General features: G+C 61.7%; 11 protein-coding genes. 7 read left to right on the top strand and 4 right to left on the bottom strand.

Features of this window, described 5'->3' with window-relative positions:
• Nucleotides 1–53: 53 nt before the first annotated feature.
• From G3572_RS09435 to purU, 4 genes are all read left to right on the top strand, one after another.
• On the top strand, nucleotides 54–671 hold the full coding sequence (locus tag G3572_RS09435; protein WP_240335473.1) for a TetR/AcrR family transcriptional regulator: 618 nt from the start codon (nucleotides 54–56) through the stop codon (nucleotides 669–671).
• A 4-nt stretch (nucleotides 672–675) separates the two neighbouring features.
• The gene (locus tag G3572_RS09430) at nucleotides 676–1857 is read left to right on the top strand and encodes an efflux RND transporter periplasmic adaptor subunit (RefSeq protein ID WP_240335472.1); all 1182 of its coding nucleotides are present in this window, start codon (nucleotides 676–678) and stop codon (nucleotides 1855–1857) included.
• 12 nt (nucleotides 1858–1869) lie between these two features.
• The gene (locus G3572_RS09425; RefSeq protein WP_164611091.1) at nucleotides 1870–5142 is read left to right on the top strand and encodes an efflux RND transporter permease subunit; all 3273 of its coding nucleotides are present in this window, start codon (nucleotides 1870–1872) and stop codon (nucleotides 5140–5142) included.
• A 129-nt stretch (nucleotides 5143–5271) separates the two neighbouring features.
• Entirely contained in the window at nucleotides 5272–6156 is an 885-nt protein-coding gene (purU, locus tag G3572_RS09420) for a formyltetrahydrofolate deformylase (protein ID WP_164611089.1), read from the top strand.
• 21 nt (nucleotides 6157–6177) lie between these two features.
• Here the strand turns inward: purU and ubiG are convergent, their stop codons facing one another.
• Entirely contained in the window at nucleotides 6178–6918 is a 741-nt protein-coding gene (gene ubiG, locus G3572_RS09415; protein WP_164611087.1) for a bifunctional 2-polyprenyl-6-hydroxyphenol methylase/3-demethylubiquinol 3-O-methyltransferase UbiG, read from the bottom strand.
• Nucleotides 6919–6978: 60 nt separating this feature from the next.
• Between ubiG and pip the strand changes: the two genes are divergently transcribed.
• Together pip and G3572_RS09405 are read left to right on the top strand one after the other, a co-directional pair.
• Complete coding sequence (pip, locus tag G3572_RS09410) at nucleotides 6979–7947, top strand: prolyl aminopeptidase (RefSeq protein WP_164611085.1); 969 nt, start codon at nucleotides 6979–6981, stop codon at nucleotides 7945–7947.
• Nucleotides 7947–8921, top strand: a complete 975-nt coding sequence (locus G3572_RS09405) for a LysR family transcriptional regulator (protein WP_164611083.1) — start codon at nucleotides 7947–7949, stop codon at nucleotides 8919–8921. The genes pip and G3572_RS09405 overlap by 1 nt, the downstream gene beginning before the upstream one ends.
• A 3-nt stretch (nucleotides 8922–8924) precedes the next feature.
• On the opposite strand, the gene cuyB is transcribed toward G3572_RS09405, so the two are convergent.
• From cuyB to hisD, 3 genes are all read right to left on the bottom strand, one after another.
• Nucleotides 8925–9587: a cysteate racemase gene (gene cuyB / locus G3572_RS09400; RefSeq protein WP_164611081.1), complete on the bottom strand. Its 663-nt coding sequence runs from the start codon at nucleotides 9585–9587 to the stop codon at nucleotides 8925–8927.
• A complete protein-coding gene (gene cuyA / locus G3572_RS09395; RefSeq protein ID WP_164611079.1) occupies nucleotides 9584–10585 on the bottom strand; it encodes a D-cysteate sulfo-lyase in 1002 nt (333 codons plus the stop codon). The genes cuyB and cuyA overlap by 4 nt, the downstream gene beginning before the upstream one ends.
• A 69-nt stretch (nucleotides 10586–10654) precedes the next feature.
• A complete protein-coding gene (gene hisD, locus G3572_RS09390; protein ID WP_164611077.1) occupies nucleotides 10655–11944 on the bottom strand; it encodes a histidinol dehydrogenase in 1290 nt (429 codons plus the stop codon).
• Between the two features lie 276 nt (nucleotides 11945–12220).
• Between hisD and G3572_RS09385 the strand changes: the two genes are divergently transcribed.
• Nucleotides 12221–14509, top strand: coding sequence for a DEAD/DEAH box helicase (locus G3572_RS09385; protein ID WP_164611075.1), 2289 nt, complete (start codon nucleotides 12221–12223; stop codon nucleotides 14507–14509).
• The last annotated feature ends 10 nt before the right edge of the window (nucleotides 14510–14519 follow it).

Here is a 14519-nt window from a genome sequence, read left to right as displayed (position 1 = left end):
CCAATGGCGGAACTTGTCTAACTGCTGAATGAACGTTCATTCTCGGGTTTCCGATGACCTCTGCCGCCAATATGCCCCTTGCTGACCAGCGGTCGGCTGAAATCCTTGAAAGCGCGCGCCTTGCCTTTGCCGAAAAGGGTTTCGATGGCGCATCGATGCAGGATATTGCCCGCAAGGCGGGCATGAGCGTGGGCAATTTTTACCGGTATTTCCCGTCGAAATCCGGCATCGTCGAAGCCCTTATCGAAATTGACATGCAAGAGATGGAGCAGGATTTCGTTGCCATTCTTGCCCATGCGCAGCCGCTTCAGGCGCTGCGTCAAACCATCGAGCGCAAGATATCCGAAGCTGACTGCCAGCGAGACGGCCAGCTTTGGGCCGAGATCACCGCTGCGGCCATGCGAAAGCCCGAGATCGGTGAGGCCGCGCGGCGTATGGAAATCAAGATTGCCTCGCATCTCACAACAATCTTCGCGCGGGTGGCAGGCATTTCGGTTGCAGAGGCCGAGGCCCGATGGGCCGCCCATGCCCAGCTTCTGATCATGCTTGTTAAGACATGTGCCATGCATCCGCCGGATTGTCCTGTGACACCTGATCTGAAGAACCTTCTGATGCGTAACATCGACCTGACGCTTCAAGACATTGCCACATCCGCCGCCGTGAAAGGCTGAACAGATGCACCCGTTGCAACTTGCACTCCCTCTTTGTCTGGCACTGATGCCAGTTGTTCCGGCATGGGCGGAAACCGCCGTAGCCGCCACGCACCCCGTTGCAGCCGCCGAGATGGTGGCTCCGGCCATTACAGTGTCCGAGGTCGGTAAGCGGGTCTTGCGGGACCGCGTCATCGCATCGGGTCTGATCGCGGCGATTGAAAACGTGCAGGTCGCGCCGCTGATCGAAGGCCAGCCGATCGAGACCCTTCTGGTCGACGTGGGCGATGTGGTGGAGGCGGGGCAGGTTCTGGCCGTGCTGTCCAAGACCACACTCGAATTGCAAAAAAGCCAGCTCACTGCATCACTGGCGTCGGCCCGCGCTACGGTTGCGCAGGCAGAAGCGCAGATGCTTGAAGCGCGCAGCGCAGCCGACGAGGCGCAGCGTGTCAGCCAGCGCACGTCGGCGCTGCGCCAGCAAGGGACCGCATCACAGGCGGCGGCTGATACAGCGCAATCCAACGCCATTTCCGCGACCGCGCGAGTCACAGTGGCCGTGCAGTCGCTGGAGGCGGCCCGCGCCCAGGTTGCGCTGGTCGAGGCGCAGATAGCCAATGTCGATTTGCAGTTGAGCCGGACAGAGGTCAAGGCTCCGGTCTCGGGCGAGATCATCGCCCGCAATGCCCGCGTTGGGGCCATTGCCTCGGCAGCGGGCGAGCCGATGTTCACGATCATCCGTGACAATGCGCTGGAAGTGCTGGCCGATGTGGCCGAGGCCGATGTGATGCGTCTGGCCCCCGGCCAGACCGCCAACCTGCGGCTGGTGGGGGCAAGTGCGCCGCTCAAGGGGACGTTGCGGCTGGTGGAGCCGACCATCGGCACCCAGTCGCGCCTTGGCCGCGCCCGCATTGCGGTGGATGACGAAACGGGCGTGCGGGCGGGCATGTATGTCGAGGCCGAGATTATGGTTGCGGAACATGAGGTGATCGCAATTCCTGTCACGGCTGTGGGTTCAGGCGTCGATGGCACCTCTGTGATGAAGGTGGCCGGAGACTCGGTGCAGCGCGTGGTCGTCCAGACCGGAATACGGGACGGGGGCTGGGTCGAGGTTCTTACGGGGCTGGCCGAAGGCGATGTGGTTGTCACGAAGGCAGGGGCTTTTGTGCGCGACGGCGACCGGATCAACCCGATCCCGGCAACCAATTGACAGGGGCGCGCCATGAACTTTTCGTCTTGGTCGATCAAGAACCCGATTGCGCCGATCCTTGCGTTCTTCATGCTGATGGTGCTGGGCTGGAACAGCTTCAACACGTTGCCGATCACGCGGTTTCCGAACATTGATGTGCCGCTGGTCGGCATCACCGTGGCGCAGCCCGGCGCGGCTCCGGCCGAGATGGAAAGCCAGGTCACGCGGGAAATCGAGGATGCCGTCGCAGGTGTGAACGGCGTCAAGAACGTCACTTCCACGGTCAATGACGGCATCTCGACCACAGTGGTCGAATTCCGCATGGAAGTGCCAACCGAAAAGGCGGTGCAGGACACCAAAGACGCCATAGACCAGATCCGCGGTGATTTGCCTGCCTCGATCGAGGCTCCGATCGTCAGCCGTATCGATGTCGAGGGTCAGGCCATCATGACCTTTGCCGTGACGGCGCCCGACAAGACCTTGGAAGAACTGTCCTGGTTTGTCGATGATGTGATCACGCGCGGCTTGCAGGGGCGGCCGGGAATCGGGCGGGTGACGCGCTTTGGCGGTGCCGACCGTGAAATCCGCATTGAACTGGACCCGGTTCGGCTGGACAGTTTCGGCATCAGCGCCGCGGCGGTGAACCAGCAACTGCGTGCCACAAATGCCAACCTTGGTTCAGGCCGTTCGGAACTGGGCGCGGGCGAGCAGGCCATCCGCACGCTGGGCGACGCCGCGACGGTGGAGCGCTTGGCCGATACCACCATCGCGCTGCCCTCGGGCCGCAAGGTCCGCTTGTCCGATCTGGGCGAGGTGGTGGACAGCTACGAAGAATTGCGCAGCTTCTCGACCCTCAACGGCGAACGTGTTGTCAGTTTCGCGGTTTACCGCGCGAGCGGGGCGTCCGAGGTTTCTGTCGCCGAGACCGTCAACGCGCAGCTTGAGGTGATCCGCGCTGCCAATCCGGCTGTTGGCATCACCTTGGTCGACGAGACCGTGTTCTACACCTACGGCAACTACGAATCTGCCCTGCATACCTTGATCGAAGGGGCAATTCTGGCCGTTCTTGTGGTGCTTGCCTTCCTCAAGAACTGGCGGGCCACCATTATCGCGGCCGTTGCCTTGCCTCTTTCTGCCGTCCCCACATTCTTCCTCATGGATTTGCTCGGCTTTTCGCTCAACCTCGTGTCTTTCCTCGCCTTGACCTTGGCGACAGGCATTCTGGTTGATGACGCCATCGTCGAGATAGAGAACATCGCGCGACATATCAGGATGGGCAAAACCCCGTTCCGCGCCGCGATCGAAGCGGCCGACGAGATCGGCTTGGCAGTGATTGCGACCACATTCACCATCGTTGCGGTGTTTGTGCCTGTCTCTTTCATGCCGGGAATTCCCGGCCAGTATTTCCGGCAATTCGGGATGACCGTGGCCATCGCGGTGATCTTCTCTTTGATCGTCGCGCGCCTCATCACCCCAATGATGGCGGCATACCTCATGCGCGACAAGGACGGGCACGAAGAAAGCCACAAGGACGGCTTTATCATGACCGGCTATCTGCGCCTGATCAAAACCTCGCTTCGGTTCCGGTATCTGACGCTGCTTTCGGCCATCGGTGTTCTGGCCGTGTCTGTCTATTACATGATCCAGATTCCGGGCTCTTTCCTGCCGCCCGAAGATGTCAGCCGCATTGCGGTGTCTGTCGAACTGCCGCCGGGAACCACGCTTGAAGAAACCGAGCGCACGACCAATGCGATCCATGCCGCCATCGCGGATGTCGACTGGATCGACAACGTGTTTATCCTTGGCGGTGCCTCACCCACCGGAGAGCAAGACATTCGAAGGGCCTCTGTCACCATCTTGCTGACGCGGCTTGACCATTCGCTGCTGCTCAAGCTGTCGCAGATCGGGCGTTCCATTCCGCTGGTAGGCGGGCTGATACCGGAGGTGGAAAACACAGGCCGCACCGTGCCGCAGAACCTGATCGAGGAAGAGGTTTTCAAGCGTCTTGCCTCGGTGCCCGATATGCGGGCCTTCAAGCTCAATGACCGTGGCCAGCGCGATATTTCCTTCTCGATCCTGTCGACGAACGAGGCAGACCTCAATCTGGCGGTCAGCCGGTTGGAGGCCGCGCTGTCAGGCGACCCGCTATTGGCCAACGTAGCCTCTGAAGGCGCTTTGCCCCGCCCCGAAATCCAGATCACGCCCCGCATGGACGAGGCGGCACGTCTAGGTATCACCACTGCCCAAATCGCCGAGACTGTGCGGGTTGCCACCATTGGCGATGTCGATGCCGCGCTTGCCAAATTGTCGATCGACAACCGGCTTGTGCCGGTGCGGGTGCGGCTCAACAATGCCGCGCGCGAAGATCTGGCCCGGATTTCCGCGCTGAAACTGACCAGCGCCAGCGGGGCTGTTGTGCCTTTGTCGGCCGTCGCGGATGTGGCGATTGCCGAAGGCCCTTCTACCGTGAACCGGCTGAACCGCGAACGCAGGGCGACCATCGGGGCCAACCTGCCCGTCGGCGTTGCGCTGGGCAGCGCGACGGAGCGTTTCAAGGAGATCGTGGCCACAGTCGACTTGCCGGCCACCGTGCGGGTGCAGGAAGCGGGGGATGCAGAGGTTCAGAACGAAATGGTGGCCAGTTTTGGCAACGCGATGCTGCTTGGGCTGATGCTGGTTCTGACTGTGCTGATCTTGCTGTTCAAGTCGGTAATCCAGCCGTTCACCATCCTGTTCTCGCTGCCTTTGGCAATTGGCGGTGTGGCAGCGGCATTGATCCTGACCAATTCGGCGGTATCGATGCCGGTGCTGATCGGCATGCTGATGCTTATGGGGATCGTGACCAAGAATGCCATCCTGCTGATCGATTTTGCCATCGAAATGCGTGCGCAAGGGATGGAACGGCTGGCTGCCGTGATGGAAGCCGGACACAAGCGCGCCCGTCCCATCGTGATGACGTCGATCGCCATGTCTGCGGGCATGCTGCCTTCGGCCTTGGGCGTGGGCGAGGGTGGATCGTTCCGCGCGCCGATGGCAACTGCGGTGATCGGCGGCATCATCGTGTCAACCGTGCTGTCGCTGGTTGTGGTGCCGGCCTTTTACCTGATCATGGATGATCTGAGCCGTCTTCTGGCACGTCTGTTCAGCCGGCTGGTGGGTCCGAAGGAGGCCGATCCCGAAGCGCCCCCTGCCGAGGTGCTGGCCCAGCGTATCGCGCTGCTTGATGCCGAACAGCGCGCCCTGCGCGACAGGCTTGATACAATGGCGGGACAGCGCGCCGTTCCGCCTCTGGCGGCGGCAGAGTAATCTGCCGCCCCGCTTGGGGGACGACGCGAATGGAACATGCTTGTTCGCAGTTCGTCATTCGGGTCTATGTGCGGCTTACTATGATCTGCCGCACACCCCTTGGCATCGCCCCCTCTGAAAGACCTTCTCATGACCAGCTTTGCGCTTCGCGTCCAATGCCCTTCGACCCGTGGGATCGTGGCGGCAATTTCGACCTTTCTGGCCGACCAGACCTGCAACATCACCGACAGCTCGCAGTTCGACGACACCGCCACCGGCAACTTCTTCATGCGCGTCAGCTTCCGGTCCGAAGGGAGCAAGGGACTTGAGGAATTGCGCAAAGGGTTCGAGCCTATTGCCGAACAATTCGGCATGCAGGCCGAGTTTTTTGACGAACAGGTAAAGCGCCGGATCATCATCATGGTCAGCCGCTTCGGCCATTGTCTGAACGATCTTCTGTATCGCTCGCGGATCGGGGCGCTGCCGGTAGAAATTGCCGCCGTGATCTCTAACCACATGGATTACCAGAAGGTCGTGGTCAACCAGGACATTCCCTACTACTGCATCAAGGTCACGCCCCAGAACAAGACGCAGGCCGAAGCCGAACAGATGCGCATTGTCGAGGATACCGGTGCGGAACTGATCGTTCTGGCGCGCTATATGCAGGTTTTGTCCGATGAGATGTGCCGCAAGATGTCTGGCCGCATCATCAACATCCACCATTCTTTCCTGCCCAGCTTCAAGGGGGCCAACCCGTACAAGCAGGCCTTCGAAAAGGGCGTAAAGCTGATCGGGGCCACGTCGCATTATGTGACCGCCGATCTCGACGAAGGCCCGATCATCGAGCAGGACATCATCCGCGTGACGCATGCCCAGTCGAATGAGGATTATGTCTCTTTGGGCCGAGATGTAGAGGCTCAGGTGCTGTCCCGCGCCATCCATGCCCACGTGCATGGCCGTGTTTTCATTAACGGAAGCAAGACCGTGGTGTTCCCTGCCTCTCCCGGTTCCTATGCGTCAGAGCGGATGGGCTAAGACCAAGCGCAGGCGTCACCGTCAGCGTTTGATGCTGGCGGTGACGTAATTGACGCTCAGATCGCGGGCCGACAGGCTCCACGACCACGAGATCGGGTTGAACACCATGCCCTTGCGATCCACGGGCTCTAGCCCGGCTTTGCGGATCAGGTCTTGCAACTCATCCGGTGTGATGAACTTTTTCCATTCATGTGTCCCTTTTGGCAGCCAGCGCATGACATGCTCTGCCCCGATGATGGCCATCATGAAGGATTTGGCATTGCGATTCAGCGTCGAGCAGATCATCAGCCCCCCCGGGACCAGAAGCTGCTGGCAAGCGGTCAGATAGGCCAGCGGGTCGGCCACATGCTCGACCACTTCCATGTTCAGCACCACGTCAAACTGTTCGCCTGCCGCCGCAAGCGCCTCTGCGGTGGTGTGCCGATAGTCGATGGTCAGACCTGACTGCGCCGCATGCACCTGCGCCACAGGAATGTTGCGGGCAGCGGCATCGGCCCCCACCACATCGGCGCCAAGCCGTGCCATAGGTTCGGCCAGCAAACCGCCACCGCAGCCAATATCAAGCAGGCGCAAACCCTTGAAAGGCTGCGCTTTCGTCAGGTCGCGGTCAAACTCTGCCGCGATCTGGTTGGTGATGTAATCCAACCTGCAGGGGTTGAGCATATGCAGCGGCTTGAACTTTCCGTTCGGATTCCACCACTCGGCCGCCATCGCCTCAAACTTCGCCACTTCTGCCGGATCGACGGTTGTTTGACTTTCCATCTCATTTCCCTTTCGATTGGCCTTTGGACGCAGGCCTCTTCGGCGTTATATAGAGCGATGATGGATCAGAGATCAGGCCAAAAGCGCGCAGTCGAATATCTTTACCCGCCGGTTGATCCGTTCGACCAGCGCGTGATCGATATGGGCGACGGGCACAAGATCTATGTCGAGCAGTGCGGTCGCCCCGATGGCATTCCGGTTCTGGTCTTGCACGGCGGTCCGGGCGGCGGGTGCTCGCCCGCGATGCGCCGGTACTTTGACCCCGCGGTCTACCGCGTCGTGCTGTTCGATCAGCGCGGATGCGGTCGGTCACGCCCTCATGCCAGTGTTTCGGACAACACCACATGGCATCTGGTGCGCGACATAGAGACGATTCGGCAGAGGCTGGGGATTGAGCGGTTTATTCTCTTTGGCGGCAGCTGGGGCGCAACGCTTGCCCTGATCTATGCGATCAGCCACCCGTCGCGCGTGGTGCATCTTGTCCTGCGCGGGGTTTTCCTGATGACCCAGTCAGAACTGGACTGGTTTTACGGCGGCGGCGCAGGGGCCTTCTTTCCAGAGCTTTGGGCACGTTTCATCGCCCCGATCCCGCAGGAAGAGCGTGGAAACCTGATTGCGGCCTATCACCGCCGTCTTTTCTCGGGCAACATGATGGAGGAAACCCGATTTGGCCGCTTCTGGGCCAATTGGGAGAACGCTTTGGCTTCGGTCCACCATGACGGGCCGATGGGCGAAAGCCCCGGCGAATATGCCCGTGCGTTTTCACGGCTCGAGAACCACTACTTCCACAGCGGCGGCTTTCTGGAAGAAGATGGCTGGATTCTGCGGGAAAAGCGTCGCATTGCCCATCTGCCCGCACATATCATCCAAGGCCGGTATGATATGATCTGCCCGCCGATTTCGGCATGGAAACTGGCAGAGGGGTGGGATCGCTGCCATCTGCACATGGTGCCCTTGGCTGGTCATGCGCTGTCCGAGCCGGGCATTTCCGCCGGACTCGTCCGCGTGATGGACAGTTTGCGCCCCTGATGAGCGAAAAGGCAAAGACCACGCCCGATCTGACGCTGCGTGGTTTGCGGGTTTTTGTGGCGCTGGCCGAAGCCGGATCGGTCATCGGTGCTGCGAGCCGTATCGGAGGGTCGCCCTCTGGCGTCAGCCAGCACATCACCGCGCTTGAAACCGCCGTCGGCGCGCGGCTGTTCGACCGCAAGGCAAAGCCTGTCACCCTGACGCCAGCAGGGCAGGTGCTGCGGCGTCATGCCCACAAGTTGCTTGCAGCCCTGTCCGAGGCGCAGGCCGATCTTGCCGAGATCAGTCTGGCCAGTCTGCCGCAACTGAACCTTGCCATCATTGATGATCTTGATGCCTCGCTTACCCCGGTTCTGGTTTCTTCGTTGCAATCCCGTTTGTCGCGCTGTTTCGTGCATGCCTTTTCGGGCCGATCGGATCATGTGATCGACCGTCTTCTGGCCCGCGAGGCAGATATCGGCGTTTCGGCCATGCTGCCGCCGGATTCTTCCGCCTTTCGGGTGCTGCCCATCCTGAAAGAGCCCTTCGTGCTTGTCGTTGGCAAAGGGGCGATTCAAGGTGATGTGCGCCGCGCGCTCGACAGTTTGCCCTATGTTCAATACTCGGAAAGCCTTCCCATCGGTCAGCGCATCGCGCGTCATCTCGCCCGTGTGCGGCTGAACCCCGACCGCCGTTTCGCGCTCGAGGCAACGCGTTCGGTGCTTGCAATGGTGGCGCAAACCAAAGGCTGGGCAATCACCACACCATTGAACCTGATGGACGCCGAGCGTTTTCTGCCCGATCTCGAGGTCATGCCCCTGCCGTTTACCGGTGACATCCGCCGCGTGCACCTGATCGCCCGCGTCGATGAACTTGGACGCCTGCCAGAAGACCTTGCGCGGGACTGCCGCGCCCTGATCCGCAGCCGACTGGTCCCAAGGTTTGACGCATTGGCCCCGGCCCTTGCGGGAGCCATCGAGGTTGCGGCCGATTAGGGTCTACGCCTGCGAAAACCGCAAAATTTCGGCGATCAGGCAGTCAAGGCTATCTGTGAACTCTGCTTCGATTGCCGCAGTCAGCAAGGAAAGCTCGGTGCAGGCCACCAGCAGATGATTGCAGCGTGGCACCATCTCTTGCGCCAGCCTTGCCATCTGCGTGAATTCTTCGCGGCCCCTCTGTCCCGCCTTCACGCGCCTGATCAGGGCAAGCGTCGGCCCCTCATCTTCGGGCCAAACAGGCTCTATTCCAGCCGAAACAAACATGGTGTCGATCGCGCCCGACAGGCGCAGCGCGGGCGAGGCGAGCATGCCGACCCGTCCCTTCCCCAGCCGCTCCATTGTCGCGGCCCGCATGTCGAGGAAGGGCAAGGGCGTTGCGGATCGGATTTGTTGCACATAAGCATGCGCGGTGTTGCATGGCATGGCAAGCGCCTCGGCCCCCGCCGCCTGCAGATCGCGGGCCATCTGTGCCAGAACGGGGCCCGGGTCCGGGCCATTGCCGTGGATCAGGCGGGCAATCCGGCTGGGGACGGCGGGGTTCTGATGCACGACCAGCGGAATGTGGTCGGCATCATCTTGGGCTGGCACCGCCTGCAACAGTCTCTGCATCAGCAAGACCGTCGCCTCTGGCCCCATTCCGCCAAGGATGCCGACGGTTTTCATGCGTGCCGCAAAACGTGGGTATAACCGGTCAGGCCGATCGCACCGCCAGTGTGCAAGAAGACCACCCTTTCACCGGCTTTGAAATGCCCTTTGCGGATGAGGTCTATCAGGCCCGCTGCCCCCTTTCCGGAATAGACCGGATCAAGCAAGATCGCCTCTTGCCGCGCAAAAAGATCGATCGCCTCCAACGTGCTTTCCGCCGGAATCCCGTAGCCCTGGCCGATATAGTCACAGTTTGCGACCACATCCTCCCGCTTGACCATGCCTTGCGTGCCGATCTTTTCCTCGGTGGCTTGCGCGAGTTTGAATACGTTCTCTTCCTGCTTTTCTTTCGGCGCGCGCACACCGATGCCCAGAAGGGGCAGTTGCGCGTTCAGGGCCTTCAGGCCGACGATCAGGCCGGCATGGGTTCCGGCCGATCCGGTCGCTGTCACCATGTGGTCAAAACTGATGCCCCGATCCACCATCTGCCCCAGAAGCTCCAATGCGCAATTCACATAGCCAAGCGCCCCCGTCGGGTTCGATCCGCCGCCCGGAATGACATAGGGGCGGCGGCCTTTGGCACGAAACGTCTCTGCCACCGCCAAAAGCTCTGCATGCATGTCCAGCCCCGGCCCGCGGTGTTCCATTGTGGCACCATGCAGCACATCCAGCAGCACGTTTCCGTTCATCCGGTAGTTGGGTTCGTTATAGCCGGTGCGGTCTTCAAGCAGGATATGGCAGTCCAGCCCCAGCTTTGCTGCAGCCGCTGCGGTTTGCCGGGCATGGTTCGACTGCGTGGCGCCTTGGGTCAGCACCATGTCGGCACCTTGCTCGAGCGCCTCGGCCATCAGGAATTCCAGCTTTCGTGTCTTGTTGCCACCCGTGGAAAGCCCCGTGCAATCGTCGCGCTTGATCCAAAGTTCCGGCCCGCCCAGCAGGGCGGTCAGGCGGGGCATCGGCTCCAGCGGGGTGGGCAGATGGCCGAGGCGTATGCGGGGAAAGCGGGAAAGCTGCATGGGGCGCTCTTTCGTTTGAAACACGGCCACAAGGCGCGAAAGCCTGAGGCCTATGCCATTTGGGGCAGGTCAGGTCGGCAGAACAAGGTGCTTTGCAAGACGGATGTCGGCGGTTCTGGCATGCCCCTCCATCCCTTCAAAGCGGCTGATATTGGCGGTGACAGCGGCAAGCCTTGGAAGTGCCTCGGGTGTGACGCGCTGCCATGTGACGGTTTTCAGAAACTTATGCACCGAAAGCCCCCCGGTATACCGCGCGGCCCCGGATGTAGGCAGCACATGGTTGGTGCCCGCTGCCTTGTCTCCAAAGGCGACCGTTGTTTCTGCGCCAAGGAACAGCGAGCCATAGCTGGTCAGCCGTGATTTCCACCAGTCCAGATCAGCGGCCTGCACATGAAGATGTTCGGGGGCGATCCGGTCTGCCTCGGCGGCCATGGCCTCGCGTGACGGGCAGAGGATGATTTCGCCAAGCTTTGACCACGCCGCTTCGGCGGCGCTACGGTTGGGTTGCGGCAACTCGGCTGCGCAGAGTGGCGCAAGGCGTGCCACTTCAGCCGCCAGCGCGGGGCAGTCGGTGACAAGCCAGACCGGAGAATTGGCCCCATGCTCTGCCTGCCCGATCAGATCCCATGCCACGGTCAATGCGTCTGCACCTGCATCGGCGATAATCAGGGAATCGGTGGGTCCGGCCACCATGTCGATGCCGATGCGGCCAAACAGGAGGCGCTTGGCTTCGGCCACATACTGGTTGCCGGGGCCGACCAGAATATCGGCCCGAGGGAGGCCAAACAGCCCGAAGGCCATCGCGGCGATGCCTTGAATTCCGCCAAGCGCAAGAATGCGATCTGCGCCGCAATGGTGCAGCGTATAAAGAATTGCATCGGGTATGCCGGATACAGCGTCGCTGCGCGGCGGTGACACGGCGGCGATGTGCGGAACACCCGCTATACGCGCCGTGGTGACCGTCATCATCGCACTGGCGATATGGCTGTAACGTCCCCCCGGAATGTAGCAGCCCGCGGCCTGCACCGGTATAAGACGCTGGCCCGCGATGAGCCCGGGGCGCAATTCGATTTCGGTTTCGCGAATGCTGTCCCGCTGGGCCTGTGCAAAGCGTGAAATGTTTTCATGGGCATAGGCGATATCATCTTTGAGCGATTGCGGCACGCGCGCGCAGGCTGCGGCAATTGCCTCGTCTGATACCACGATCTCGCCGCTGAACCCGTCAAGCTCGCGCGCGAGGCGCTGTGCCGCAGGCTCGCGCTCTGCTTCGAGTTCGGCGAGCATCGCGCCTACGGTTGCGGCAAGCGCATCAGCCTCGCCGGGGTTCGCTTGGCCTTGTTTGACGTGCCTTCCGTGCATCTGCTGCCCAACCTTTCGGGGCGACTGTCGGGTCAAGCAAGCCCCGAGGCAACGCGGAAACATCCGCTTCAAGAAAATGGAGCGCGGCATTCCATCGCCTGAAACATGAGAGCGGCGCAAGACAGGCTATACATCGGGGCCTGTTTCCGCTATGGACCCCAAGTCGGCCCGAGGATTCCGGGGGCTCGTGGGCGAGGAGGCCCGCGGCCAAAAGGGAAAGAAGGCGCCGTACAGGGCTTCACGGATGCGATGGCATCCTCCTTTTTGGAACACAGAATGATCGATATGAACGTGGCCGCGCCGCTGGCGCAGGCTTTGGAAGCCAAGGGCTATGAAGCCCTTACGGCAGTGCAACAAGCCGTTCTGGCAGAAGGCGTCGAAGGGCGTGATCTGCTGGTTTCGGCTCAGACCGGGTCGGGCAAGACGGTTGCCTTCGGTCTGGCAATCGCGCCGGAAATCCTCGCTGGGTCTGACCGTCTGCTCTATGCAGACAAGCCGATTGCGCTGGTTGTGGCTCCGACGCGCGAACTGGCCTTGCAGGTCAAGCGCGAGCTGGAATGGCTGTATGGCGTCGCAGGTGCGCAGATTGCGTCCTGTGTCGGCGGTATGGACTACCGCACGGAAAAACGTGCTCTTGACCGGGGCGCGCACATCGTTGTCGGCACGCCGGGCCGCTTGCGCGACCATATCGAACGTGGCTCGCTTGACCTGTCGTTCTGCCGGGCGACGGTGCTGGACGAAGCCGATGAGATGCTGGATCTGGGCTTTGCCGAAGATCTGGAATTCATTCTGGGGGCCGCGCCGGAAGATCGCCGCACGCTGATGTTTTCGGCCACCGTCCCAAAAGAAATTGAAACGCTGGCACGCACCTTTCAGCGTGATGCCATGCGAATTGTCGCGAAGGGCGAAACAAAGCAGCATGCCGATATCAAGTATCGCGCAATGTCGGTGGCCGCGCGCGACCGCGAGCACGCCATTTTCAACGTGCTGCGCTATTACGATGCGCCGACGGCGATCGTGTTCTGCAAGACCCGTATGAACGTGAACCACCTGATGGCCCGTATGACGAACCGCGGCTTTCAGGTCGTGGCGCTCTCGGGTGAGCTGTCGCAACAGGAACGCACCCATGCCCTGCAGTCCCTGCGCGATGGGCGGGCGCGGGTTTGTATCGCCACCGATGTGGCTGCGCGCGGGATTGACCTGCCGGGGTTGGAACTGGTGATCCACGCTGATCTGCCCTCGAACAGCGAAACGCTGCTGCACCGCTCCGGACGGACGGGGCGTGCCGGAAACAAGGGCGTGTCCGCGCTTATCGTCGTGCCTGCGGAAGCCAAGAAGGCGCAGCGCCTTTTGGCTGGTGCCAAGGTCGTCGCCGACTGGGTCAAGGCCCCCAGCGCCGAAGAAGTGCAGGCCAAGGATGACCAGCGCATTCTGGAACACCCCGCCTTGGCCGAAGCGATTGGCGACGAACAGGAAATGGTGACGACCCTGATTGAAAAGTTCGGGGCCGAGCAAACCGCCGCTGCCTTCATCAGGCTGTGGCGTGAAGGTCGTTCCGCGCCCGAAGTGCTGTCAGACAGCTTGCCGCCTCCGCCCGCCGCTGCCCCGCGTGAACGCGGCGAGTTCGGGCCTTCGGTCTGGTTCAGCCTGTCGGTTGGTCATTCGGGCCGCGCCGAGGCGCGCTGGATTCTGCCCAAGATCTGTGACGGCGCGGGCATCTCCAAGGATGGCATCGGCGCAATCCGGGTGAAAGAGGACGTGACCTTCGTCCAGATCGCGGAACCGCTTGCGGGCCGCTTTGGCGGGCAGCTTGAACTGGAGCCGGGTTTGACCATGTCGCGCATGGAGGGTGAGCCTAGCCTTGATCGGCCCGAGCGTGCGCCCCGCCCACAACGCGAAGACCGCCCGGCCTACAAACCGAAAGCCCCGCGTGTGGTGGAAGACGAGGCGATCGTTTCGGCTCCTGCCCCGGCGCGCAAGCCCTATGTCAAACGCGATGACGCCGAGCGCAAACCCTACACCCCGCGCGAAGAAAAGCCCTATGCGCCCCGCCCTGCCGCCGCCGAGCGCAAGCCTTATGCGCCTCGCGACGCTGCTGCCGAGCGCAAGCCCTATGCCAAGCGCGAAGACGGTGATCGCAAACCCTATGCGCCTCGCGAAGGTGGCGAGCGCAAACCCTATGCCAAGCGCGAAGACGCTCCGGCGGGCGGGGCAAAGTTCAAATCGGCGGGCTACAAGTCTTTTGGCGGCAGCGCCGACAAGCCGGCCCGTGCCGCGGGGTTCAAGAGCCACGCTGCCGAGGGCACCGGCTATAAGCCCAAGGCCGAAGGCGACCGTGCGGAAAAGCGCACCTATGCCCCCAAGGGAGATGAGGCGCGTCCTTATGCCAAGCGCGAGGGAAAACCTGCGGGCAAGCCCGCTGGCTTCAAGTCGGCAGGCTTCAAATCGGCTGGAGCCGACAGCAAGAAGCCCTTCACGCGCAAATCGGATGGCCCTGCACGGCCGCGCGCCGATGCAAAGGACACATCCAAGCGGTTTGTGCCGCCAAAGGGCGCCAAGCGCTGAACGGGAGCGC

The organism is Pseudotabrizicola algicola (assembly GCF_010915705.1).
Classification (GTDB): Bacteria; Pseudomonadota; Alphaproteobacteria; order Rhodobacterales; family Rhodobacteraceae; genus Pseudotabrizicola; species Pseudotabrizicola algicola.
This window is presented reverse-complemented; position numbering and strand designations above follow the sequence as displayed.

Coding starts and splice junctions, on each gene's coding strand:
- G3572_RS09435 (WP_240335473.1), top strand. CDS start 54: ATGACCTCTGCCGCCAATATGCCCCTTGCTGACCAGCGGTCGGCTGAA.
- G3572_RS09430 (WP_240335472.1), top strand. CDS start 676: ATGCACCCGTTGCAACTTGCACTCCCTCTTTGTCTGGCACTGATGCCA.
- G3572_RS09425 (WP_164611091.1), top strand. CDS start 1,870: ATGAACTTTTCGTCTTGGTCGATCAAGAACCCGATTGCGCCGATCCTT.
- purU (WP_164611089.1), top strand. CDS start 5,272: ATGACCAGCTTTGCGCTTCGCGTCCAATGCCCTTCGACCCGTGGGATC.
- ubiG (WP_164611087.1), bottom strand. CDS start 6,918: ATGGAAAGTCAAACAACCGTCGATCCGGCAGAAGTGGCGAAGTTTGAG.
- pip (WP_164611085.1), top strand. CDS start 6,979: ATGGATCAGAGATCAGGCCAAAAGCGCGCAGTCGAATATCTTTACCCG.
- G3572_RS09405 (WP_164611083.1), top strand. CDS start 7,947: ATGAGCGAAAAGGCAAAGACCACGCCCGATCTGACGCTGCGTGGTTTG.
- cuyB (WP_164611081.1), bottom strand. CDS start 9,587: ATGAAAACCGTCGGCATCCTTGGCGGAATGGGGCCAGAGGCGACGGTC.
- cuyA (WP_164611079.1), bottom strand. CDS start 10,585: ATGCAGCTTTCCCGCTTTCCCCGCATACGCCTCGGCCATCTGCCCACC.
- hisD (WP_164611077.1), bottom strand. CDS start 11,944: ATGCACGGAAGGCACGTCAAACAAGGCCAAGCGAACCCCGGCGAGGCT.
- G3572_RS09385 (WP_164611075.1), top strand. CDS start 12,221: ATGATCGATATGAACGTGGCCGCGCCGCTGGCGCAGGCTTTGGAAGCC.